The sequence below is a fragment of the Sulfuricaulis sp. genome (assembly GCF_040901545.1).
Classification (GTDB): Bacteria; Pseudomonadota; Gammaproteobacteria; order Acidiferrobacterales; family Sulfurifustaceae; genus Sulfuricaulis.
This window is the reverse complement of record NZ_JBBDYL010000043.1, coordinates 66414-88744: the sequence shown is the minus strand read 5'-3', so window position 1 is coordinate 88744 and position 22331 is coordinate 66414. Positions and strand designations below refer to the sequence as shown.

At 55.1% G+C, this 22331-nt stretch carries 21 protein-coding genes; 13 read left to right on the top strand and 8 right to left on the bottom strand.

Translation table 11 applies throughout. From position 1 onward, the window contains the following. Window positions 1-5: 5 nt before the first annotated feature. Window positions 6-728 carry a uracil-DNA glycosylase family protein gene (locus WD823_RS08230; protein WP_368429009.1) on the top strand — a complete coding sequence of 241 codons (723 nt, stop codon included), beginning with the start codon at window positions 6-8 and terminating at the stop codon, window positions 726-728. Further along, window positions 725-1234, top strand: coding sequence for a ribosomal protein S18-alanine N-acetyltransferase (gene rimI / locus WD823_RS08225; protein WP_368429008.1), 510 nt, complete (start codon window positions 725-727; stop codon window positions 1232-1234). Before WD823_RS08230 ends, rimI begins: the two co-directional genes overlap by 4 nt. A 12-nt stretch (window positions 1235-1246) precedes the next feature. Here rimI and WD823_RS08220 read toward each other — a convergent pair whose 3' ends face one another. Continuing rightward, the gene (locus WD823_RS08220; RefSeq protein ID WP_368429007.1) at window positions 1247-2038 is read right to left on the bottom strand and encodes a M48 family metallopeptidase; all 792 of its coding nucleotides are present in this window, start codon (window positions 2036-2038) and stop codon (window positions 1247-1249) included. A gap of 141 nt (window positions 2039-2179) precedes the next feature. On the opposite strand from WD823_RS08220, the gene WD823_RS08215 reads away from it, so the two are divergent. The 5 genes from WD823_RS08215 (at window position 2180) to WD823_RS08195 (ending at window position 6976) form a co-directional block, all read left to right on the top strand. Continuing rightward, window positions 2180-2791 carry an NUDIX hydrolase gene (locus tag WD823_RS08215; RefSeq protein WP_368429006.1) on the top strand — a complete coding sequence of 204 codons (612 nt, stop codon included), beginning with the start codon at window positions 2180-2182 and terminating at the stop codon, window positions 2789-2791. A gap of 681 nt (window positions 2792-3472) precedes the next feature. Next, on the top strand, window positions 3473-4414 hold the full coding sequence (locus WD823_RS08210; protein WP_368429005.1) for a hypothetical protein: 942 nt from the start codon (window positions 3473-3475) through the stop codon (window positions 4412-4414). A 199-nt stretch (window positions 4415-4613) separates the two neighbouring features. Then, window positions 4614-4871, top strand: coding sequence for a hypothetical protein (locus tag WD823_RS08205; protein ID WP_368429004.1), 258 nt, complete (start codon window positions 4614-4616; stop codon window positions 4869-4871). Between the two features lie 189 nt (window positions 4872-5060). Continuing rightward, the gene (locus WD823_RS08200; RefSeq protein ID WP_368429003.1) at window positions 5061-5264 is read left to right on the top strand and encodes a cold-shock protein; all 204 of its coding nucleotides are present in this window, start codon (window positions 5061-5063) and stop codon (window positions 5262-5264) included. 131 nt (window positions 5265-5395) lie between these two features. Continuing rightward, a complete protein-coding gene (locus WD823_RS08195) occupies window positions 5396-6976 on the top strand; it encodes a peptide chain release factor 3 (protein WP_368429002.1) in 1581 nt (526 codons plus the stop codon). 43 nt (window positions 6977-7019) lie between these two features. Here WD823_RS08195 and WD823_RS08190 read toward each other — a convergent pair whose 3' ends face one another. After that, window positions 7020-7727, bottom strand: a complete 708-nt coding sequence (locus WD823_RS08190) for an FKBP-type peptidyl-prolyl cis-trans isomerase (RefSeq protein WP_368429001.1) — start codon at window positions 7725-7727, stop codon at window positions 7020-7022. Between the two features lie 210 nt (window positions 7728-7937). Then, complete coding sequence (locus tag WD823_RS08185; RefSeq protein ID WP_368429000.1) at window positions 7938-8189, bottom strand: hypothetical protein; 252 nt, start codon at window positions 8187-8189, stop codon at window positions 7938-7940. A gap of 39 nt (window positions 8190-8228) precedes the next feature. Here WD823_RS08185 and WD823_RS08180 point away from each other — a divergent pair, with 39 nt between their 5' ends. Together WD823_RS08180 and WD823_RS08175 are read left to right on the top strand one after the other, a co-directional pair. Continuing rightward, the gene (locus WD823_RS08180; protein ID WP_368428999.1) at window positions 8229-8378 is read left to right on the top strand and encodes a hypothetical protein; all 150 of its coding nucleotides are present in this window, start codon (window positions 8229-8231) and stop codon (window positions 8376-8378) included. A 160-nt stretch (window positions 8379-8538) separates the two neighbouring features. Further along, window positions 8539-9126, top strand: a complete 588-nt coding sequence (locus WD823_RS08175; protein ID WP_368428998.1) for a glycine zipper 2TM domain-containing protein — start codon at window positions 8539-8541, stop codon at window positions 9124-9126. 42 nt (window positions 9127-9168) lie between these two features. On the opposite strand, the gene WD823_RS08170 is transcribed toward WD823_RS08175, so the two are convergent. From WD823_RS08170 to WD823_RS08155, 4 genes are all read right to left on the bottom strand, one after another. Next, on the bottom strand, window positions 9169-12123 hold the full coding sequence (locus WD823_RS08170; protein ID WP_368428997.1) for a valine--tRNA ligase: 2955 nt from the start codon (window positions 12121-12123) through the stop codon (window positions 9169-9171). A 76-nt stretch (window positions 12124-12199) separates the two neighbouring features. Next, window positions 12200-13903: a hypothetical protein gene (locus WD823_RS08165; RefSeq protein ID WP_368428996.1), complete on the bottom strand. Its 1704-nt coding sequence runs from the start codon at window positions 13901-13903 to the stop codon at window positions 12200-12202. Between the two features lie 2 nt (window positions 13904-13905). Beyond that, window positions 13906-14352: a DNA polymerase III subunit chi gene (locus tag WD823_RS08160; RefSeq protein ID WP_368428995.1), complete on the bottom strand. Its 447-nt coding sequence runs from the start codon at window positions 14350-14352 to the stop codon at window positions 13906-13908. Beyond that, window positions 14349-15860 (bottom strand): leucyl aminopeptidase, encoded by a 1512-nt coding sequence (locus WD823_RS08155; RefSeq protein WP_368428994.1) that lies wholly within the window; start codon window positions 15858-15860, stop codon window positions 14349-14351. Before WD823_RS08155 ends, WD823_RS08160 begins: the two co-directional genes overlap by 4 nt. 215 nt (window positions 15861-16075) lie before the next feature. Here WD823_RS08155 and lptF point away from each other — a divergent pair, with 215 nt between their 5' ends. After that, window positions 16076-17173 carry an LPS export ABC transporter permease LptF gene (lptF, locus tag WD823_RS08150; protein ID WP_368428993.1) on the top strand — a complete coding sequence of 366 codons (1098 nt, stop codon included), beginning with the start codon at window positions 16076-16078 and terminating at the stop codon, window positions 17171-17173. Continuing rightward, window positions 17170-18249: an LPS export ABC transporter permease LptG gene (gene lptG / locus WD823_RS08145; RefSeq protein ID WP_368428992.1), complete on the top strand. Its 1080-nt coding sequence runs from the start codon at window positions 17170-17172 to the stop codon at window positions 18247-18249. The genes lptF and lptG overlap by 4 nt, the downstream gene beginning before the upstream one ends. Before the next feature lie 40 nt (window positions 18250-18289). Here lptG and WD823_RS08140 read toward each other — a convergent pair whose 3' ends face one another. After that, entirely contained in the window at window positions 18290-18781 is a 492-nt protein-coding gene (locus WD823_RS08140) for a disulfide bond formation protein B (RefSeq protein ID WP_368428991.1), read from the bottom strand. Window positions 18782-18937: 156 nt separating this feature from the next. On the opposite strand from WD823_RS08140, the gene WD823_RS08135 reads away from it, so the two are divergent. Next, window positions 18938-20122 carry a nitrate/nitrite transporter gene (locus WD823_RS08135; RefSeq protein ID WP_368428990.1) on the top strand — a complete coding sequence of 395 codons (1185 nt, stop codon included), beginning with the start codon at window positions 18938-18940 and terminating at the stop codon, window positions 20120-20122. Between the two features lie 239 nt (window positions 20123-20361). Next, window positions 20362-22194: an SLC13 family permease gene (locus WD823_RS08130; RefSeq protein WP_368428989.1), complete on the top strand. Its 1833-nt coding sequence runs from the start codon at window positions 20362-20364 to the stop codon at window positions 22192-22194. The last annotated feature ends 137 nt before the right edge of the window (window positions 22195-22331 follow it).

The following is a 22331-nucleotide window of genomic DNA, read 5'->3' as shown; positions in this document are numbered from 1 at the left end:
AACGTATGCTTGATGGCATGAACGCGCAGGAAATTCGGCGTCGGCAATATCTCGATGCGATGGGTGTTACGCTCTGGGTACCGCAACGAGAACCGGTTGGGCTTGTGCCGGACGGAGACCTCGCCTCTTTTGAGGAACCGGATAGCGCCAAGCAGTCGCGCCAGAGTGAGGTCGCATGCATGGACTGGCCGGATCTGGAGCGGGCGGTAAAGTCCTGTATCAAATGTCCCCTGCATGCCACGCGCACTCAAACGGTTTTTGGGGTTGGGCATCGCCAGGCCAAATGGATGTTTATCGGCGAGGCACCCGGGGGGGAGGAGGACCGTCAGGGAGAACCGTTCGTGGGCCGTGCTGGCCAGTTGCTGAACGCCATCCTGTTTGCCATCGGACTGAAGCGCGAGGAAGTTTATATCGCCAATGTGCTCAAATGCAGGCCACCGGGAAATCGCGATCCCCGGCCGGAAGAGGTAGCACAATGTGAGCCGTATCTTCTGCGGCAAATCGACCTGATCAAACCGCGCCTGATCGTGGCCCTGGGGCGGCACGCGGCCCACAGTTTGCTCAAGACCGAGGTGCCGCTGGGGAAGTTGCGCGGACAGCGACTGTCCTACCATGGAACCCCGCTGATCGTTACGTATCATCCGGCCTACCTGTTGCGCAATCCTGCCGACAAACGAAAAGTATGGGATGATCTGTGTCTTGCCAGATCTTTTGTGGGGGATCGATGAGCGCTGTTGCAATTGAACCCCAACCGCTCCTGCGGCCGATGACCGGGCACGACCTGGAAGCGGTGCTCAAGGTTGAGAAAGCGGCTTATGAGTTTCCCTGGACACTGCCCATTTTTCGCGACTGCCTGCGCGTTGGTTGCCATTGTTTTGTTTATGAAAGCCTACAGGGACTTATCGGACACGGCATCATGTCCATCGCCGTGGGCGAATGTCACATACTGAATATCTGCATCCATCCGGATTATCAGCAGCGCGGTCTAGGTGCGGACATGGTGCGCAACATGCTTGATTCTGCCCGAAGAAAAAAAGCCCGGGTTGCCTTGCTGGAAGTGCGAATTTCCAACACCGCGGCTTATCGTCTTTACGCCAAGTTGGGATTCGATGAAATCGGTTTGCGCAAAAATTATTACCCGGCACGCCTGGGGCGTGAGGATGCCATCATCCTTGCGCGGGATTTGACGCAAGGTCTGGACTCGGGATGGTTCCGGCCTGCGCCCAACATCTAAAAAAAGACGTCGCTAAGGTTTGCGGTATTCCATCTCGGCCTGCGGTAGCAAGTTTTCGAGTTGACGCATGCGTTGCGAATCGAGGGGATGTGTGCTCAAGAATTCGATTTGTTTTCCCCCTCCGTGTTTAACCTTGTACTCGGAGAATCGCTGCCAGAAAGTCAGCGCTTCCCGGGGCGGATAACCCGCGCGCGCCATGTACAGCAATCCCAGGCGGTCTGCTTCCAGTTCCTGTGCGCGCGAATGCGGGAGTGCCACACCCAGAGTGCTGCCGATGCCATAGGCCTGCTGAAGCGCTGTGCGGGCTGCCGCCGAACGGCCGACGGTTGCTTGATCCAGTATCTGTCCCCCCAGCTGGATCAAAATGCCTTGTGACATGCGTTCGGCGCCGTGACGCGCGACCGCATGAGCCACTTCGTGGCCAATGACAGTAGCAAGCCCGGCATCGTCCCGGGTGATGGGCAGTATGCCGCTGTAAATTCCGACCTTACCGCCAGGAAGACAGAAGGCATTGGGGACATCGGGTTTGTCAAAAAGGACAAATTCCCAGCGTGCATTCGGCAACTGCGCCACCGCCGCTATGCGCTGACCGACGCGCTGTAACTGGGTATTCGCAACCGCATCTCTGGATAGTGGAACTGTCTTTTTGAGCTTTTCAAATTCCTGGAAACCGAGCTGGGTTTCCTGCGCTGCACTAACCAGCAGAAGTTGTGAACGGCCGGTTTCCGGCACCGTAGCGCAGGAAACGAGCAGTGTAAATGTCAGCGCTACGGGAACAAACTGGAATTTGGCAAGGATATCCATAGGGACGCTAGTATTACCGGCTATAAACCCAAATTTAGATATTTTCCCTCGAAAAAGTTTCCTGTTATGCAGACAGTTATTCATTTTAATTAATTTATATCTGTTTTCACTGGATTCCCGGTCACTGTCCCTGGTATCTGATTGCGACCGGTTATAGTAATTGCTATCGGCTATGATATTCAGAATTCAATTCCTGGAACTTTGGAGCGTACCATGCCGGAAAATAAGAAAATTCTTTATCGCGGAAAAATTATTAACCTTTATGTGGAAAATGTCACGCTTCCCAACGGGGCAAGGGTCGAATTTGAAATTGTCGAGCACCCAGGCGGCGCTGCCATAGTAGCACTCGATGAACATAACCGTGTTTGCCTGCTGCGCCAGTATCGTCACGTAATGCAGGGCTGGATGTGGGAATTACCGGCAGGGAAACTGGACAGGGGGGAACCGCCACTGACCACGGCGAAGCGCGAACTGGAAGAGGAGGCGGGTTTGCGCGCCATTCACTGGATATCGTTGGGAAAAATGATCAGCTCACCCGGTGTATTTACTGAAATCGTATATTTGTATCTTGCACAAAATCTCGAGCATGTCCCAGTCAATACGGAGACGCACGAGCTCATTGAGGTGCACTGGATTCCATTTCAAGGGGCGCTGACAATGGCAAGTACCGATGAAATTACAGATGCCAAAACCCTGGCCGGGTTGTTTCGAGCCTGGCGGAAATTACATAAAAAATTCCTGGCATCGGATTGACGGTTTCGATGCAAGATCGAGGGTCGTGGACGGGCCGATGAGTACTTGCCGCACCTCCTCGGTCCAACGGCGGGAGCGTGATCATTTCAGTGTCCTTCCGACCTTCGACAGTCGCTCCGAGCCGGCACCACTGACAAGCCTTTCGTGCTTCGGAAGGAGATTATTTAGATGAAATCAGAGATTTTCTGTTCTTTATCTGCATAAACAGCATTTTGGTATTGGCTTAAATCAACAAACCCGCCGTTTCTTCAGATAATCGAATTACAGACTATAATAATTCGTATATCCGGCATATTCCTTGCAATGAATTAAGCACATTTTGATTCTGTAGGAATCAGAGGAAACAGGTTGTATGGGAATAATTGAATAGAAAGAATTTTTTATTAACGAATTTTCACTTATTTTTCTTGCCGATTACCATGATCGCAGACATGCAACGATATGAGCACAATTACGACATTCCCTAGTCTTGCCGGGATGTATGTCCTGATGCCCGATGGCCAGCTTGGTGTTTATGACCAGAATATGAAATTTGTCGTGGATTCCAAGCTCACGAAGGCCTTTTCCGAGTACAACTTGAGCTTCCTCATGAGTTATCATCAAAACCCGGAACAGGGAAATTTCCGGTTGGGGCTCATCCATCGGACCAGAGAAAAGCGGCCATGGGGTACCGATACACTATTGCTTGAAAAGCACGTGGTACGCCGGCTCTATCCCTTAAGCGGAACCACGGCGTCCTCAGACCTGACTACTTTCCAAAAGAAAAACCGTGAAATGAGCATATATCGCGGCATGGAACTTTTTCTTGAATACAAGGATACCTCTACACCGGAGCTGCCGGTGTACTGCCCGGTACTTTATGATCGAATCACCGCCCTTAACAGTTATGCGGCAATACTGGATCGTACCGTGACCTCCGATGATCGGGAGACGGCAGTCGTGGAAGTCGTCAATCTTTTGGCAGCGATTCCCATGGCAAAGCGGTTTTCGTCGGATATATCCAATTTGAGGGAAAGAATCTATCGAGGCATCGTCAAGAAAAATATGCGTAAAGGCTCAGGTTATACGCTGATCGACGATATCCGCCGTAACGCCAAGACCAGAAAAACCGATAAAATAAAAGATCCTTATGGAGATGTTGATAAACGGGCAGATCGCCAAGTGACCCTGGATACGCTGACAACGGTCAAAAATAGAAACTCGGGCCATGCTGTCAGTTCCTCCATACATAAACTTATCGGAGATTCATCGGACAAACGAACCGTTCCGGCGGAACCATTGATGCTGGCGAAATTCTCGAAATTCTCGCGGCTTGATCATAATAAACTGGAAAAGCTTGCAGCCCGTTCCCTGCTGTTCACGGTTCCACCCGGGACCAAGCTACTGGAGCGTGGCACAACGGATACCTGGAATCTTTACCTGCTCGAAGGAACGCTACAACTTGCTGCGGCTGATGGGGGAATCAAATATATCGAGGCCGACACGGAAAATGCGCAAAGCCCAGTCGCTTCCCTGAAACCGCGGATGTACACAGTATCGGCCCTGACTCGCGCGTCGTTTATCTGGATCGATGACAATGTAGCAGATCAAATTCTTCGGGGAGATATCGCGAGTAAAGGCTAGGATGGCGCGTCACAAATATTTATCGCCATGATCTGTTGTTCCATTGGCTTTGTTAATGGCGATCATCGCTTTTAAGACTAACCCCTGTAATTTTTTTCCTTGAGGCGACGAGCTGATTGATAACCGTGACAGGTGTCCTGAAGCAGGCATACCCGGGGGTCTATACTTAGCAGATAAGGCATCTGATTCTGAGCTGATCATGCGCTATACCTATCCGACGCCAGGCGAGATTGGATTGAAAATTCCGGTGTACCTGAGGGGAAACCGCTTTAATGCCGGATTTAAACATGCCCTGAAAGGCGGACATCTGACCGAAGTTGAATATTTCCGGCGCTCCTTTCGACTGGGATTTCGCGCCGCCAAGCTGTTCCTGCGAAATGAACGTCACCGTCGCGGAATACTGGATTTCCCGTTGCGCGCACGCATCCGGATTCGTACCTACTGGCATCATGACTGACTGCCTCCGCGGCCGTATGTCATGCCGGAAAATTTCACGGTTTCGCTCTGGTAATCCGGAATTCTATCGGCTATAGTGTGTTGGCTGCAGTTTGATGTCGGATTTTTCGGTAGTTCCTCTCGAGGTTGCTTCCGTTAATTCTACTCACGCTCTGCATCGCAAACATTATCAATTATTGAGGTTATTTTAATGCGTACTGGTACAGTAAAATGGTTTAACGATTCCAAAGGTTTCGGCTTCATCAAGCCGCAGGATGGCGGCGAAGATGTATTCGTGCATCATTCCGTAATTCAGGGCAATGGATTCAAGTCCCTGGCAGAAGGTCAGAGCGTTAGTTTCGAGTCCCAGAAAGGCCCGAAAGGAATGCAGGCAACCAAGGTTGTCGTCGAATAATCGCTGATTGCAGTTTACCTTATGAAACCCCGCTTCAGGCGGGGTTTCTTTTTTGCACAATACCTAACTGGCCCTTTACAGCTGATTTTGTATAATCGCGGGCTTTATTTTTATCAATCAGGCAACCGACAATGGCTGAATTAAGTCAGGAGATTGCGCGGCGGCGGACTTTCGCGATCATCTCCCATCCTGACGCGGGTAAAACCACGCTGACCGAAAAACTGCTGCTGTTTGGCGGCGCGATTCAGCTGGCGGGGGCTGTCAAAGGACGCAAGGCAGCGCGCCACGCCACATCCGACTGGATGGAGCTCGAAAAGCAGCGTGGTATATCCGTAACGTCCTCGGTAATGCAGTTTCCGTATCGACACCACATTATTAATCTCCTCGATACGCCCGGTCACGAAGATTTCTCGGAAGACACCTACCGTACGCTTACGGCCGTGGATTCGGCATTGATGGTAATCGACGGCTCGAAGGGTGTCGAAGAACGCACGATCAAGTTGATGGAAGTATGTCGTCTGCGAAATACGCCAATTATGACGTTCATCAACAAGTTCGATCGCGAATCCCGTAATCCCGTTGAGCTTCTGGACGAAGTCGAAGCCGTACTCAAGATTCGCTGCGCGCCAGTGACTTGGCCGATTGGAAGTGGCAGGCGCTTCAAGGGTGTTTATCATCTGATTACTGACAGCGTGCATCTTTTCAGTCCACAACACGGAGGCAGGATCCAGACGGGTGTCGTGATCCGCGGTATCGACAACCCGGACCTGGACAGCCTGCTCGGCCAGCAGGCAGCTGAATTACGCGCTGAAATAGAATTGATCAAAACCGCCAGTCATGAATTTCATCCTGGAGAGTATCAACGCAGTGAGCAAACGCCGGTTTTTTTCGGGTCGGCGGTGAATAATTTTGGCGTTCATGAATTGCTCGATCACTTTGTCCAGCATGCCCCGTCACCGCGTGCCGGTATAACCACTTCGCGGCCCGTAACACCAACGGAATCTCCGTTTACCGGATTTGTCTTCAAAATCCAGGCGAACATGGACCCCAAGCATCGCGATCGCATTGCATTCGTACGCATCACGTCCGGGGCATATCGCAAGGCAATGAAAATTTATCATGTCCGTCTCAATCGGGAGATTCAGATTGCCAACGCGATCACTTTTATGGCACGTGAACGCGAGCAGGTTGACTTTGCCTGCGCCGGTGACATTATCGGAGTTCATAACCATGGCACAATACAGATCGGCGACACGTTTACACAAGGCGAAAATCTAAAATTTACCGGGATTCCCTATTTCGCGCCTGAACTTTTTCGCCGTGTGGTGTTGCGCGACCCGTTAAGAATGAAAGCCCTGCAAAAGGGCCTGGATCAGTTGAGCGAGGAAGGGGCGACTCAGGTTTTCAGGCCACTCATCAGCAATGATCTGATTCTCGGGGCGGTCGGGACACTGCAATTCGACGTCGTTGCCTATCGGCTCAAGCATGAATACAGCGTGGATTGCAGCTACGATTCGATTGACGTTGCCACCGCGCGCTGGATAGAAAGTTACGATTCAAAAACACTGGATGAATTTCGGAAAAACGGTGAAACGCGGCTGGCGCTCGATCGAGCCGGAAATCTGACATACCTTGCACCGACAATGGTCAATCTCCATCTTACGATCGAGCGTTGGCCACAAATTAAATTTCTCGCAACGCGCGAACATTAACAACCATTTATCTGTTCCTCGCATGCTGGAATTCTCCTCGGTATTATTTGCTTTCCTTGCCTTCCGCCTCCGTCTTCACGGTAAGCAGTTCGATATCGAAAATCAGAACTTCATTCGGGCCGATGGCGTTTCCCGCGCCGTTTGCGCCGTAGGCAAGCTCCGCTGGAATATAAATCTGCCATTTTGAACCTTCTTTCATCATGGGCAGGGCTTCCTGCCAGCCTTTGATGACGCCATTAACCGGAAAAGTGGCCGGTTCGTTACGTTTGAAGGAACTGTCGAACTCCGTTCCGTTAATGAGAGTTCCACGATAATGGGCGATGACGGTATCCGCGGGTTTCGGCTGCTTGCCACTCCCTGTCGAGATGACCTTGTATTGCAGTCCGCTGGGTAAAACGACGACACCTGCTTTTTTCTTGTTGGCTTCCAGGAAGGCCTGTCCGGCTTCGAGATTCTTGTTCGCTTGTGCGGCCAGTTTCTCCTGTGCTCTTTTTTGGTAAGCCTGTACGGACGCCTGCATCTCTTCAGGTGAAAGCTTTGACGGTGTGTCGCTCAGTGCATTCCGCATGCCCTCGGCGGCAATCTTCGGGTCAACCGCGAGTTTTTGGCGCTTCAGGTTTTGCCCAAGCTGATATCCCACCGTGTAGCTGAATTTCTGCATGTCCGTTTTAAGCCCGGTTGATGGGTCTTTCGCGTAGGCGTTAACGGCTATAGCCGTGAAAAAAACGCCAAGCAGTAGGCCAGTCTTCATAGTTGCTCCTTTTGATAACTTATGGAAAGAAATTCACGGGAAATAACCGCCAACACGTTATGGTCGCACATAGCGACAACGCGACCAAGCAATTGGCAATCTGTGTCAGCCGCTTATTCGAAACCGTTGCGAGGGGGAATATCCGTTATTACCCTCCGATGCTTCCATCGGAGGGTAATATTCGAACTGAAATGGTATGAATTTCGGTCTTTACTGGATTTTCAGAATCTGCTGGGCTTTGCCGAGAGCGTCTAACGCTTCCTGGTGTTTGCCCGCCTTGTGGAAGGTCTCACCTTCGGCGCGCAACTTTTTCACTTCCGTCATTTGCGCTGAGGTCAGCTGTGGCTTCGCCGCCAACGCCGCATCGATTTTTTTCATTTCTTTGGGGCAGTGAAAAGCGAAGGCACTGGTCGATATCAGCAACAATACTGTCGCTAATGTAGTGAGCTGAAACTTCTTCATGTCTGTCTCCTTGAGGGTATGGGGAAAGTGGTTGTTGTGGTGAATGAAATCATTGACACGCCAGGTCGTTCATCCTTGATTGTCGGGGAAAAGCCTGATGCAGCCTGGCTAATCGAGCGATATTATTATCTGGATTGCGATACCAACGCCAATCCACGCCAACTTGTGCAGCAAGACCTTGTTGTCTAATGGAATTCCCGCCGGTTTTTACGGGTTTCAATTGTAAACTTTGTTGAAGTTGGCGCGTTAATGCCTAATGTCTGGGCTATATTATCAGAAGATTGCTGGAAGCGGCTTCCCTGCTTTCAAGGGGCGTTAGTGAGGCCCACGTGTTCATACAGGAGGTTACATGGCTATATCTGGAAACAAAAAAATGCTCGCGGCTATCGCCGCCGGATCCTTGCTCGTGGTTGGAGCAGTTACCGCCGCTGTGATGACCGGCGTGATCCCTTATTCTCCGTCCCAGGCAAAACCGGAAGAAACTGCCGGGACCCATCCGACTGCTGCCGCGCCGACCTCAGGAATCAAAAAACAGACCGCGAGTAAAACGACCGCACCCGCAAACAAAGTCGCCAACACCGCCGCTGTATCCGTGCCTAAAACTTGCGCCGACTGCGGCGTGATTGAATCTATCGAGCGCTTCACGGAAAAAGGCCAGGCGACCGGAGGCGGCGCGATCGCGGGCGGTCTCGTCGGCGGCATTGTCGGGCATCAAATCGGAAAAGGGCGCGGTAAGGACCTTGCCACCGTGGCCGGAGCCGTCGGCGGCGCCATTGCCGGACACGAGATCGAAAAGAATGCAAACAAAGTCGAGCGCTATCGTGTCGGTGTGCGCATGAATGACGGTACCAGCCAGCAACTTATCCTCGCCAATTCACCCAATGCGGCCGTGGGCGATCGTATCAGGATCGTAAATGGCGAGTTGATCCGGGATTGATCCGGCATCGTGGACAGCTTCAGCCCGGTGTCGCGGGATGACTCAGCCGGGCAGGGCTTTAACCTTGGCGAACTGGGCGCGAAGCTTTGACAGGGTGGTTTCGAACCGCAGTACACGCTGGTTTTCCTGCTCGACCACATTCTTCGGCGCCCGATCGACGAATTCGGGATTTGCCAGTTTGGTTTTCGCCTTGGAAAGATCCCTCTCGATTTTCTCCATTTCCTTTCCCAGCCGCTCGAGCTCCTGATTCTTGTCTATAATCGATCCAAGTGGAATCAGGACCTTCATGTGACTGACCAGTGCTGTGGCCGATTCCGGCGCATCCGTGCCTTTTTCAAGCCAGGAGATCGATTCAGCCCTGGCCAGCGTCTCCAGATAATGCCGGTTCGAATCCAGATATTTCCTGTCACGGGCGGTACCGTCCTGCACCAGCAGGGGTAGCCGCTTGCCGGGCGGAATGTCCATTTCACCGCGAATATTTCGTACGCTCGTGATCACGCCCATGACCCAGTGCATTTCATCGATGGCGGTCGAATCAGCTTTTTTCATGTCGGGCACCGGGTAAGGTTCGCGCATAATCGTCATTCCCGGCTTGCCCGCGAGTTTTGCCATACGCAGCCATATCTCCTCGGTGATAAAAGGCATCACCGGATGCAGCAAACGCAACAAGGATTCGAGCACTGCCACCAATGTCCGGCGAGTTCCGCGCAACAGCTCCGAACCGCTCTTGGAATCGGTCAGCACAACCTTGGAGAGCTCCAAATACCAGTCGCAGTATTCATGCCATACGAAGCTGTATACCGCCTGCGAGGCAAGGTCGATCCGGTAGTCACGGAAGGCGCTTTCCACTTCCGCGGAAACTTCCTGCAAGCGTGCAAGAATCCAGCGGTCGGCAACGGTGAGTTCGACGGAATAGAGATTCTTACCTGCTTCCCCTCTCCCTTTGGGAGAGGGCAAAGGGGGAGGGAGATCGGCCCTCACCCCCATCCCCTCTCCCGCTGGGAGAGGGGGGCGAGCCGAGGGCGCTTGCGCGCCATCCTCGTAAGATTGGCCGCAATCCTCGCCCTCGGCGTTCATCAACACGTAACGCGCGGCATTCCACAGTTTGTTGCAAAAATTCCGGTAGCCGTCGATCCGGCCGAGGTCGAACTTGATATCGCGCCCTTGCGTGGCAAGACTGGCGAAGGTAAACCGCAGGGCGTCCGTGCCGTAGGCCGGGATGCCATGGGGGAATTCCTTGCGCGTTGCCTGTTCGATTTTCTTCTCCATCTGCGGCTGCATCAGACTGGCCGTGCGTTTGACCACGAGGGATTCGAGATCGATGCCGTCAATCAGATCGATCGGATCGAGAATATTTCCCTTGGATTTGGACATTTTTTGTCCGTGGGCGTCGCGCACCAAGCCGTGAATGTAGACCTCGCGAAACGGCACATCGCCGGCGAATCTCAGCCCCATCATGATCATGCGCGCCACCCAGAAAAATATGATGTCAAAACCGGTGACGAGCACGCTCGTGGGATAAAAGGTTTTCAGTTCCCGGGTCTGTTCCGGCCAGCCGAGCGTCGAGAACGGCCACAGCGCCGAGGAGAACCAGGTGTCCAGTACGTCTTCATCCTGCTCGAGCGGGATGTCCTGCCCGTGCTGCTGTTTCGCCTGGGCATGCGCCGCGGACGCGCCGCGCGCCACATAAACCTGGCCATCGGCGTCATACCAGGCCGGGATGCGGTGGCCCCACCAGATCTGGCGCGAGATGCACCAGTCCTGGATGTTGCGCATCCATTCGTAATAAGTCTTGGTCCAGTTTTCCGGGACAAACCGGATGCGTCCGGTTTCAACCGCCTTGATGGCTTCGGCGGCCAACGGGCCGACTTTGACGTACCACTGATCGGTGAGAAAGGGCTCGATCACGGCGCCGGTGCGGTCGCCGCGCGGCACCATGAGCTTGTGGTCTTGTATTCGTTCAATCAGCCCCAGTGCTTCCAGATCTGCGACTATCTTTTTCCGTGCCATGAAACGGTCCTGACCGTGATACGGCGAATCGGGCAGATTAATGCAGGCATCGGAATAGAAAATGTTGATAACCGGAAGGTTATGCCGTTTTCCCACCTCGTAATCATTAAAATCGTGCGCCGGGGTGATCTTGACGCAGCCGGAGCCGAACTCGCGGTCCACGTATTCATCGGCAATGATTGGAATCTCGCGGTCGGTGAGCGGCAGCGCGACGAGCTTGCCGATGAACGGCTTGTAACGTTCATCTTCCGGGTGCACGGCTACGGCGGTGTCACCCAGCATGGTTTCGGGCCGTGTCGTCGCCACGACGAGATGTTTGTTTGTGCCCGCAATCGGGTAACGTATGTGCCAGAGATGGCCGGCTTCTTCCTCGGAGATTACTTCCAGGTCGGAAACCGCCGTATGCAATACCGGGTCCCAGTTGACCAGCCGCTTGCCGCGGTAGATCAATCCTTCTTCGTATAGCCGGACGAAGACCTCGGTTACTGCCTGTGACAGGCCATCGTCCATGGTGAAACGCTCTCGCGACCAGTCGAGCGAGGCGCCCATGCGCCGCAGCTGGCGCGTGATCGTACCGCCGGATTCGGCTTTCCATTTCCAGACACGCTTAACGAACTCGTCACGCCCCAGATCGTGGCGGGTTTTGCCTTCGGCCTCGATCTGGCGCTCGACGACCATTTGGGTGGCGATGCCCGCGTGATCCGTCCCTGCCTGCCACAGCGTGTTGTCGCCCCGCATCCGGTGATAACGGATAAGCGTATCCATCAGCGTGTCCTGGAATGCATGGCCCATGTGCAGGCTTCCCGTGACATTAGGCGGCGGAATCATGATGCAGTACGGTTTTCCACGACCGCTCGGCGCGAAAACACCCGCCTGTTCCCATGTTTGATAAATCCGCTGCTCGATGGAGTGCGGATCGTAGGATTTGCTCAGGGTGCTTTCGAGAGGCGAATTCCCGCCAGCGGGTTTTTGTGGTTTCTGGCTCATTGAATCAGTTGCGAATGGCAGCGAACAACATTCTAGATGTGCAGGCGCAGATTTTCACTAATTTAGTCAGCGGCCTTCATTCGTCTCCGTCTTTCTCGAGTTGCTCTTGTATTAACTTTTGCAGGCGGAGGATGGTTTTTGTGTCGATCCCGGTGCCGCCCGACTTGCGCATCTCGACATTAAGTTTGGCAACGGCGCGGACGACGATCTCACGCGCGCGGTTCGGTCTGGGCAGACGATCCTTGGAGGGTGTCGAGGATGGTTCAGTCTTCAGCGTACTGCCGGTCGGAGGCGAAACCACGTCCTTCAGAACCGGGATATCATCGAGGCTGGAAGCTGAAGTTGATTCGGGAATTTCAGGTTTTGACGCGGATGTCCTCCTGGTTTTGCGTGATTTCCGGGACTCGGGAGTTGCCGAGCGGTTGTCCGGCGTCATCTCGTTGCCCGCTTCCGGTTCGCCCTCAACTCCGATTTCTCGGGATGTCGTACCTCGGGTCCCGAGGGGGGCTTCATCCGAGGCTTCCGGAAGGGTCGTTGTTTCTACCCCGGACTTGTCGTCGGAGGAAATCGCAGGCGGCTGTTGCTCTTCCCTCGGCGGCACAAGCGAAACGCTGTCAAAGTCGACAACAGGCAGCTTGTGATCCCCCGTGTCGGATTCTTCAGCGATTTCGAGCGTGAGTCCGTTATCGTCGGGCGCCTTTGATACATGCTCCGGTGGGGGTTGGGTTTCCGTTGCCGGCGCCAAGTCCTGACCCCGTTTTTGCTGTTCACCGGTTTCCGAGGTTTCGGATTGACGCGGAGCTTCGGATTCGGGCGGAGTGCCTAGCGCGGTGACGATAATTTCCTGTATCTCTTGCAGCTCGGAGGGCAGGGTTTCCGATGGTGGTGTGTCAGGTTGAAAATAGTTGTTTTCATCGAACGTTTCCTCGACATCTATTGTCGGTAGCGGTTCGTCAATTCCGCCGGCATCCGGGGAACTCTCGGCTTCGATTCCCGGATCCGCTTCGGGTTCCTGAATGTCATTCGGCGCAAACGCTTCGCTTTCATTTACGCGTGGCGGCAAATCATCCAGCATGAATTCCTGCTGATCACCCGCATCGATATCGGCTTCGCCTTTCGGTTCCGGCGACGCCGAGGCCGGCTCACTATCCGGTTCTCTGAGCAATTCTGGCGAGATTTCACCGGGAAGTTCAGGCACTGCATCGTCGGGTGTCGGGGACGGAGCGATGTCAACCGGCCCCTCGATACTCAGCTCTTCATCCAGTGGCGCGAATTCATCAGGTGCGAGTTCATCGGAGGTTTGATCATTCACGGGTGACAAGGATTCATCCGCCGGCGCGGACTCCTCGCCGACAACCGGCGATTCCGTATCCTCGAATGTCAGCTCCTCATCGAGCGGGGCAAATTCCTCGGATTGGCTTAAATCCGCGTTATTTTCATCCAGAGCGGTCCGGGACGCGATAGCGTCAGGACGGAGATGATCGCCTGTGTCGAGCTCATTGCCGATCAGGTCCTTCAAGGACCGCATCACGGCGTCGAGGTTGACCGGTCCCGAACCGGCGGTTGCCGGCGCGAAGTCTTCCCTGATTGGTCCAGGACGGTTGCCGCGATCCACCGGCTTGGTGGCGGAGGGGGATGGTTGAATTTTTTCCGCTGGCGCGTCTCCCCGTTCACCGTCCAGGAGATCGTTGCGAATCATGTCTTGAAGCGATTTCAAGACCTCTTCGAGAGTATGTTTTTCCGAAGGTTTGTGTTTGTATTTCGAATCAGGCGTGGTCATGTTCAGGCCCACCCGGAATCCAGCGCCAGTTTATGCGTTTGCAGCGTATAACCGCGGTCTCGGTAAAACCGGAATCGCTCGCGGCCGCGCGCCTTGTCGTCTTCGTCGCCATTCACCACTTCCGCCACGCGCTGGAACCGGCTGAAACACTCCGGAACCCGGGGAGCGAGCGTAATCAGGACATCATCGAACGCGGAGGGCGGCTCCTCTTTTCCGATGAGTACGGGAAGTCCGGTGTCTTCCGATTGCATGTTGATGCCATGGGGAATGAAACTGCCGGCATGGAAGGTCCAGAGCAGTTGATCCAGGCGTTGCGCGTCATTATCGTCGGCCGTCAGGATGTATACGTGATGACCGAGCCGAAATGCCTTGTGGGCCAGCTTGCAGACAGCGGCGTCTCTGCCGCCTTCGGTCGAGTGGTCGAGCAAGTAAAAGTCAACGCGCGTCATGTATCCATGTCGGCGCCATCCTTGCGGGCGCGGTTGATGAGAAACTGTACCAGCAGCGGCACGGGCCGGCCAGTCGCCCCTTTTTCCTTGCCGGTTTTCCAGGCTGTGCCGGCGATATCGAGATGTGCCCACTTGAAGTTTTTTGCGTAACGCGAGAGAAAACAGGCACCGGTAATCGTGCCGGCCTCGCGCCCGCCGACGTTGGCCATGTCAGCAAAATTACTGTCGAGCTGTTTCTGATACTCATCCCAGAGGGGCATTTGCCAGATGCGATCATACGTGTATTTTCCGGCGTTGCCGATTTCTCGCGCCAGCGGGTCATGGTTGGCCAGCAATCCGCTGGCATGCGCACCGAGGGCGATGACGCACGCTCCGGTGAGTGTGGCAATGTCGATGACGAATGCGGGTTTATACCGCTCGGCATAGGTCAGCGCATCGCACAGAATCAGCCTGCCTTCAGCGTCGGTATTCAGGACTTCAACGGTCTGGCCCGACATGCTGGTGACAATATCCCCCGGCTTGTTGGCGTCGCCATCGGGAAGGTTTTCCGAGCTGGGGATGATTCCGACAATATTAATCGGAAGTTTCAGTTCGGCCGCCGCTTTTACCGCGCCGAGCACGGATGCCCCGCCGCACATATCGAATTTCATCTCATCCATGTTGGCCGCCGGCTTGATCGATATCCCACCGGCATCAAACGTCAGCCCCTTGCCCACGAGCACAACCGGTGCTTCCCCCGCTTTGCCACCTTGGTATTCGAGCACGATCAACTTTGGCGGCTGACGGCTGCCGCGCGACACGGACAATAAGGCGCCCATACCCAGCTGCTGCATGTCAGCTTTTTCCAGCACGGTGGTTTTCAGCCCATAGAGCTTCCCGATTTCCACCGCTTGCTCGGCGAGATAAGTGGGGGTGCAGAGATTGCCGGGGAGATTGCCGAGGTCGCGCGCCAGTCTTACCCCTTCCGCGATGGCTCGTCCTTCGTTGATAGCCTGTTCGCCCGGACCCAGATCGCTGCGCTTGGGAACCGCGAGCACGACTCGACGCAAGGCGCGGCGGTTGTTATTCGATTTGGTCTTGAGCTTGTCGAACCGGTATAGCGCGCTTTCGCTGACTTCAACCGCCTGACGCACTTTCCAGAATATGTCTCGACCTTTGACGTCGAGTTCGGTGAGATAGGACGTGATCTCCGTCGCGCCGGTGTCCTTGAGTGCCGTCACCGCCTTGGCGGTGGCATCGCGATAGCGGCTGTCGGTGAATTCTTTTTCCTTGCCGCAGCCGACAAGCAGCACGCGTTCGCTGGGTAGATTGGGGATATTGTGCAGCAACAGTGTCTGACCCGGTTTTCCATCGAGATCGCCCCGGCGGACGATGGCGCCGATGGCGCCGCCTGAAACTTCGTCGATTTGATGCGCCACGGCGGAGAGTTTGCGCGATTCGAATACACCCACGACGATGCAACCGCTACGCTGTTTTTCGGGGGTACCGCTTTTTACAATGAATTCCATGCCGATTCCCTGAATTTATTTCCCGCCTCTCCGGGGGAAGATATGATATATTTTTGTTGACTTCGGGTAACGGTTCCGTTTTGCAATCAAGTCCTTATGGGCGACTGTACGGAAAAAAGCGGTGTTTTTGATTGCTAGTCCTCCAGATTGGTTTCCGGGAGGCATTTTCCAATGTTTGCTTGTAACTTGTCAAAACCTGATATGGCGTACCTGCCGTGATCATTGACCGCGCCTTTTACCGCGAGGCTGCGGCGATGATATTGGCCGTTGCCGTGGTGCTGCTGATCGTCGTGACCCTGATGACCCTGACGCTCCTGCTCGGCAGGGCCGCACGCGGCGACCAGTCTGAGGCCGTGTTGTATGTCCTGCTCGGCTATCAGATGATGGCGAAGATCGACATACTCTTGCCGCTGGCTTTTTACCTCGGGATCCTCCTGACCTTAAGCCGCTGGTACCGTGACAGCGAAATGACGGTGCTGGCCGCCTGCGGGGTGGGGGTGATGCATTTCCTGAAACCGGTGACCTGGCTGGCGCTGGCATGCGGGTTCGCCGTGCTGATCGGTGCGTTCTATCTCACGCCCCTCGCGGCCAGGCAGATTGAACAGGTCAAGATGGAAAGCACGCAACGTTCTGAACCGGGTCTGATCTCCCCCGGTGTGTTTACCGAGGCGCAGGGGACGGGGAGAATCGTCTACGCGGAAAAAGCCGCGAAGAACGGCGATCTGGAGGGAATTTTTGTCAGCAGCATGGAGCAGGACCGACAGGGGGTGCTGATCGCCAAATCAGGACAACCATTCACTGACGGTAAAACCGGCGACAAGTTTCTGGCGCTCCGGGACGGAGTGCTCTACGACGGAGAGCCGGGGACGGCCGATTACCGCATCCTCGAATTCGCTGTCTATAGCCTGCGTATCGAACCAAAAAAACCCACGGAGGCGCCGGTGCCGACGGCGGGATTGCCAACCCTTGACCTGCTGTCGCAATACAGCGATCGTAATGTCGGTGCCGAGCTGCATTGGCGATTGGGGAAAACCATCGCCCTGTTTGTATTGATGCTGTATGCGGTTGCGATTTCCTATACCGACGTGCGGCGCGGACAAATGTCGAATCTGTTCGCGGCCATCGTTGTCTACTTTGTGTACTCCAATCTGCTGGGCGTTGGCGAAACCATGCTGCAAAACGGCCGCGTGCCGCTGGCGCTCGGCCTGTGGTGGGTACACGGCGTGATGGCGTTGGTGGCCGCCTATCTGCTCTGGCGACGCGCCCACAATCGCCCGCTGATCGCTCTCCCCGCCGTATGGAGTCGCGGATGATACTCTCGCTGCTCGACCGGCTTATCGCGCGTCACGTGCTCAACAGCACCTTGCTGGTGTTGTATGTACTGGTGTCGCTGGCGGTTTTTATCATCCTGATTGACAGCCTCAAGGATTACGGCAAGGCCGGTTTCGGTCTGTTTGAAATGATCAAGTATGTGATCCTCAAGCAGCCACAACAGGTGTATGACCTGTCCCCGGTCGCCGCTTTAATCGGCACGATGATCGGGTTGTCCACCCTGGCGCTTAATTCCGAACTTACGGCCATGCGGGCGGCAGGGGTATCGGTAACCCGGATCGTCGTAGCCACGATGAAAATCGGGACGGCGATTATAGTAGCGGTGTTTTTGCTGGGAGAATATGTCGTGCCCGTTTCGGAAAATCTTGCGCAGCTCGGTCGCGCCAAGGCGCTCGAAACGTCGCTCCAGAAGAAAAGCTCCGGCATTTGGCTTCGCAGCGGGAGCTCGTTTGTGAATATCGGTGAAGTACTGCCCGATCTCACCCTGCTGCGATTGAATATTTTTTATTTCGACGGTTACACGCGTTTGCGCATGCAGACATCCGCGCAGCATGCCCAACATGACGGGGACAAGTGGATGCTCAGAGATGTGAGTGAGAGCGTGATTGTCGGAAAGGAAGCGGTGCAAACACGGCATGCGCCGAAAGAGGAATGGCGCTCGGAACTTTCGCCCGAGGTGGTGTCGGTATTCGCGGTTCGGCCGGGCAGCCTGTCGATACAACAATTACGCTACTATATCGGGCATTTGCAAAAGAACAATCAGGACACGCGGAATTTCGAATTGGCATTTTGGCAGAAAGTTTTCAAGCCCCTGGCAACCCTGGTCATGATGTTGCTGGCGACGCCATTTGTCTTCCGTCACCTCCGCAGCGGGGGCATGAGCCAACGCGTGTTTATCGGGATCATGCTGGGGCTGCTGTTTGTCATCATCAATCAGAGCCTGGGATTTGCCGGGGTGCTGTTTGCGTTCCCGCCCCTGATCGGGGCATTCATTCCCATCGTGATCTTTTTTGTATTGGGGATTTATCTGCTTCGTCGAGCGGCGCGAGGTTTGTGACCGAATTAATACCTTCGCCGCTAACAGGCGAATTGAACGTTCAGCGCCGGCCTAAATTGGTAAAAATCAGCATCAGACCCAGCCCGGTGAAACCGATGAAAAAAAGCAACGTCCAGGTCGGCATGCTGAGTCCCAGGAAAGTCCAGAGCACCTGCGCGCAGTCTCCGGATCCGGCAAACACCAGTTTCAGCGTCTTGGTGAGCGGGAAATTGTCGAGCATGTATTCGAATTCGTAGCTGCACCCCGGTTGCCGGTCGAAAGGCAGATTTTGAAGCCACACATGCCGCGCGGCGATGCCGGCGCCGGCGGCGGCGGTAAGCACGGTTAATCCGCCGTATGCGCGCCGGCCCCACGCGCCGGGATCGTGCAACCCGCCGATCAACAGCACCAGCCCGGTTCCGATAACGGCGATTCGCTGGAAAATGCACAACGGGCAAGGTTCCAGTCCCAGGACGTGTTGAAAGAACAGCGCCGCCGCCATCAGGCCGGCACAAACGAGAAAACCACCGAGAAAAATCATTCGTTGCGACATGCGTGTTAACTCCACTCTTTTGTTAACAATTGTTACCAAACATAACATCCGGAGGATAATCGTGCATTATACAACTGGTTGGCAGGGTTGATGGTTTGAGACTATCGTTCTGCTCCCTTGAGATCGACTCCGTCTGCTCGAACCTGACCTGCAACGATGCTCCGCCGTCCAATCGCCATCATCGTATTTGCCCAGCTCTTCGGAACATCACTCTGGTTCAGCGCCAACGGGGTCGCGGGTGATTTGGCCCTGCTCTGGGGCTTCGGAGCCGCCGAAATCGGTTATCTCACCAGTGCGGTGCAATTCGGATTTATTGCCGGCACGTTGATTCTCTCTCTAACCGGCCTGGCTGACCGATTTCAAGCGAGCCGGATCTTCGCCGTCTCCAGCTTGTTCGGCGCGGCCGCTAACGCTGCGCTCGCCTTCATCGCCGACGGCCTGGAAACATCGTTGGTATTTCGCTTTTTTACCGGCCTGGCCATCGCCGGAATCTATCCCGTGGGCATGAAGCTCATTGTCAGCTGGGCGCCGGACAAAGCCGGTCATTCCCTGGGATTGCTCGTCGGCATGTTGACGCTGGGTACCGCGTCACCGCATCTGATCAAAGGGCTTAGCGTCGGCTGGGACTGGCAATGGGTCATTCTTGCTTCTTCCTTGCTGGCGTTAGTGGGGGGCGCCGTCATCTACCTGCTTGGAGACGGGCCGCATCTGCCCAAGCCGGCGCGGCGGGTTGGCATACATGTGTTGTCGGTGTTCCGTCTGCCGCGCTTTCGTGCCGCGGCGTTCGGTTATTTCGGTCACATGTGGGAACTCTACGCCTTTTGGACGATTGCGCCCCTTTTAATCCTGGTGGCATTGCAACCGGCTGGCATGGCGTCGGACCGGAATATCTCCCTGGTTGCCTTCAGCGTGATCGGTATCGGCGCTTTGGGATGCTTTATCGGCGGGGCGATCAGCCGCCGCGTCGGCAGTGCCCCGGTCGCCGCTGTCGCGCTGGCTATATCCGGATCGCTGTGTCTGATTTACCCCTTGCTCATGGCGCAGCCGACAATCGTGCAGTTGGCGGCGCTGGCGGTCTGGGGCGTGTCCGTGGTGGCCGACTCCCCCCAGTTTTCCGCGTTATCCGCCAAGGCATGCCCGCCGGAATTCGTGGGCAGTGCGCTGGCGATACAAAACAGCATCGGTTTCCTGATAACCATTTTCAGCATCAGCGTGATTACTCATGTCTATCCGGACTGGGGAGTTTATGTCGCCTGGATTCTCGCGCCAGGCGCATTGTTGGGATTGATCGGGATGCTGCCTCTGCGTCATTCGGAAAATTCGGTTGATTCCCCGGCATAGCTGGCATGCTGCGGACTAAGACGGCTCTAACCGGTTCAGTTTCAATCACTAATTGATCGTGGACGAGTAACCTACCGGGGATACGAACGATCACAATATATTTTAGTGATCGGCTGTTTTGTCGTGCTGTGCTGAATTAAGATAATATATTCACGGCGCAGTGATTCAAAAAGCTAGACTCATCCAGCGATTGGAGCCTGCATCACAACGAACGGAGTCAACTTTGATTCTCACGCGACATGCCTAGCCTGCCGGATCCACATGCCATCGCCGTAATCATCCTTACCTTGTTCGCGTTTTATCTGTTCTCGCGCGAAATCGTAACACTCGAAACGACCGCGCTGATCGTATTGGTTGCGCTGTCGGTCGGGTTTCAGCTGTTTCCGTATGAACGCAACGGTATCACCGTGACTCCGGCCGATTTCTATCTCGGTTTCGGCCACGAGGCGCTGGTTACCATCTGCGCGCTGATGATCCTGGGCCGGGGATTGGTAGTCACCGGCGCCCTCGAGCCGGTGGCGCGCTGGTTTTCGCGGCTCGCTTCGTCCTGGCCGCAAACATCGATGCTGGTTTTGCTGGTTTTCTGCGCCGCGGCCAGCGGCGTGGTGAACGACACGCCGATCGTCGTCCTGATGATGCCGATTCTTGTCAGCGTGGCGCTGCGCACGAAAACCTCGCCGGCCAAGTCGCTGCTATCGATGAATTACTCCGTCTTGATCGGCGGCATGTCGACCGCAATCGGCACTTCGACCAACCTGCTGGTGGTGGCCATCGCCGCCGATCTCGGCATGCGGCATCTGGGTATTTTCGATTTCACGCCGATGGCGGCCCTCGCCGCCGTGGGCGGTCTGCTTTATGTATGGCTGGTGCTGCCGCGGCTGTTGCCGGATCGTACCTCGCTCATGGCGGACACCTCACCCCGTATATTCAGCGCCGTGTTGCATGTGAAGGAAGACGGCTTCGCCAACGGCAAGACTCTGTCTGAAATTCTTGAAAAGACCGACAACCGGATGAAATTGGATCGAGTGGAACGCGGCGAGCAAATGACACTGGCCAGGCTTCCGACGGCGAAGTTGAACGCGGGAGACCGGCTTTTTGTTTCCGATACCCCCGAAAACCTGAAAGAATTCGAAACACTGCTCGGGGCGACCTTGCACAATGTGGATGAACTCGAAGAACCCATCGGCGATGAGCATCCCTTGACGGCATCGGGACAGCAGCTGGCGGAAGTCGTGGTGACCGAGGCATCGATGCTGCATCAAACGACATTGCGGCGCACGCGGTTTTCCGACTTCTACAACGTTATTATTCTGGCGTTGCACCGCAGCAATCTGCGTGAAGTCGTCAAGATGAGCGACATCGGCGATGTATTTCTCCGGGTCGGTGACGTGCTGCTGGTGCAGGGCTCCGAGGAAGCCATCAAAAATCTTCGTGAGAATGCCGGCCTGCTCGTGCTGGGAAAGACGACCGATTTGCCGCACACGAGCAAGGCGCCCATCGCGCTGGCGATCATGGCGGTGGCCGTGACGGCGGCCGCCCTGAAGCTGGTTCCGATATCGATCAGCGCGTTGTTCGGCGTGCTGGCCATGCTGCTCACGCGCTGCCTGGACTGGAAAGATGTCGGTTCCTCCCTGAGCACCAAAGTCGTCATGTTGGTTGTCTCGAGCCTGGCGCTCGGCGCGGCATTGACCTTCACCGGCGGGACGGATTACATCGCGCAAGTCTTTCTGGTTGCGGCCAAAGACTTGAGTCCGGAGATGCTGCTCGGTTTGCTGATGCTGCTCATGGCGTTGCTGACAAACTTTGTTTCCAACAATGCCGCGGCCGCGATCGGCACGCCCATCGCCATGAGCATCGCGCAGAATCTGGGAGTGTCGCCGGAACCGTTCGTCCTCGCAATCATGTTCGGCGCCAACTTTTGCTACGCCACGCCGATGGCCTATCAGACCAATCTGATGGTCATGAGCGCCGGCGGTTATCAATTCTCCGATTTCGTCAAAGCCGGCGTCCCGCTCACCCTGATCATGTTGACAATCTATACCTTCCTGCTGCCGCGATTCTTCCCGCTCTAGCCGCTTTCAAACACCGCAACCGTACCAAGTCCACCCACGTTGATTTGACCGCGTGAGTTTCCGGCGTGACATTTGGCGGCGACCGGATACATCTCTTATCGCAGTCTGGCGCTGACGGAGATCTTGCCTGAAAATAA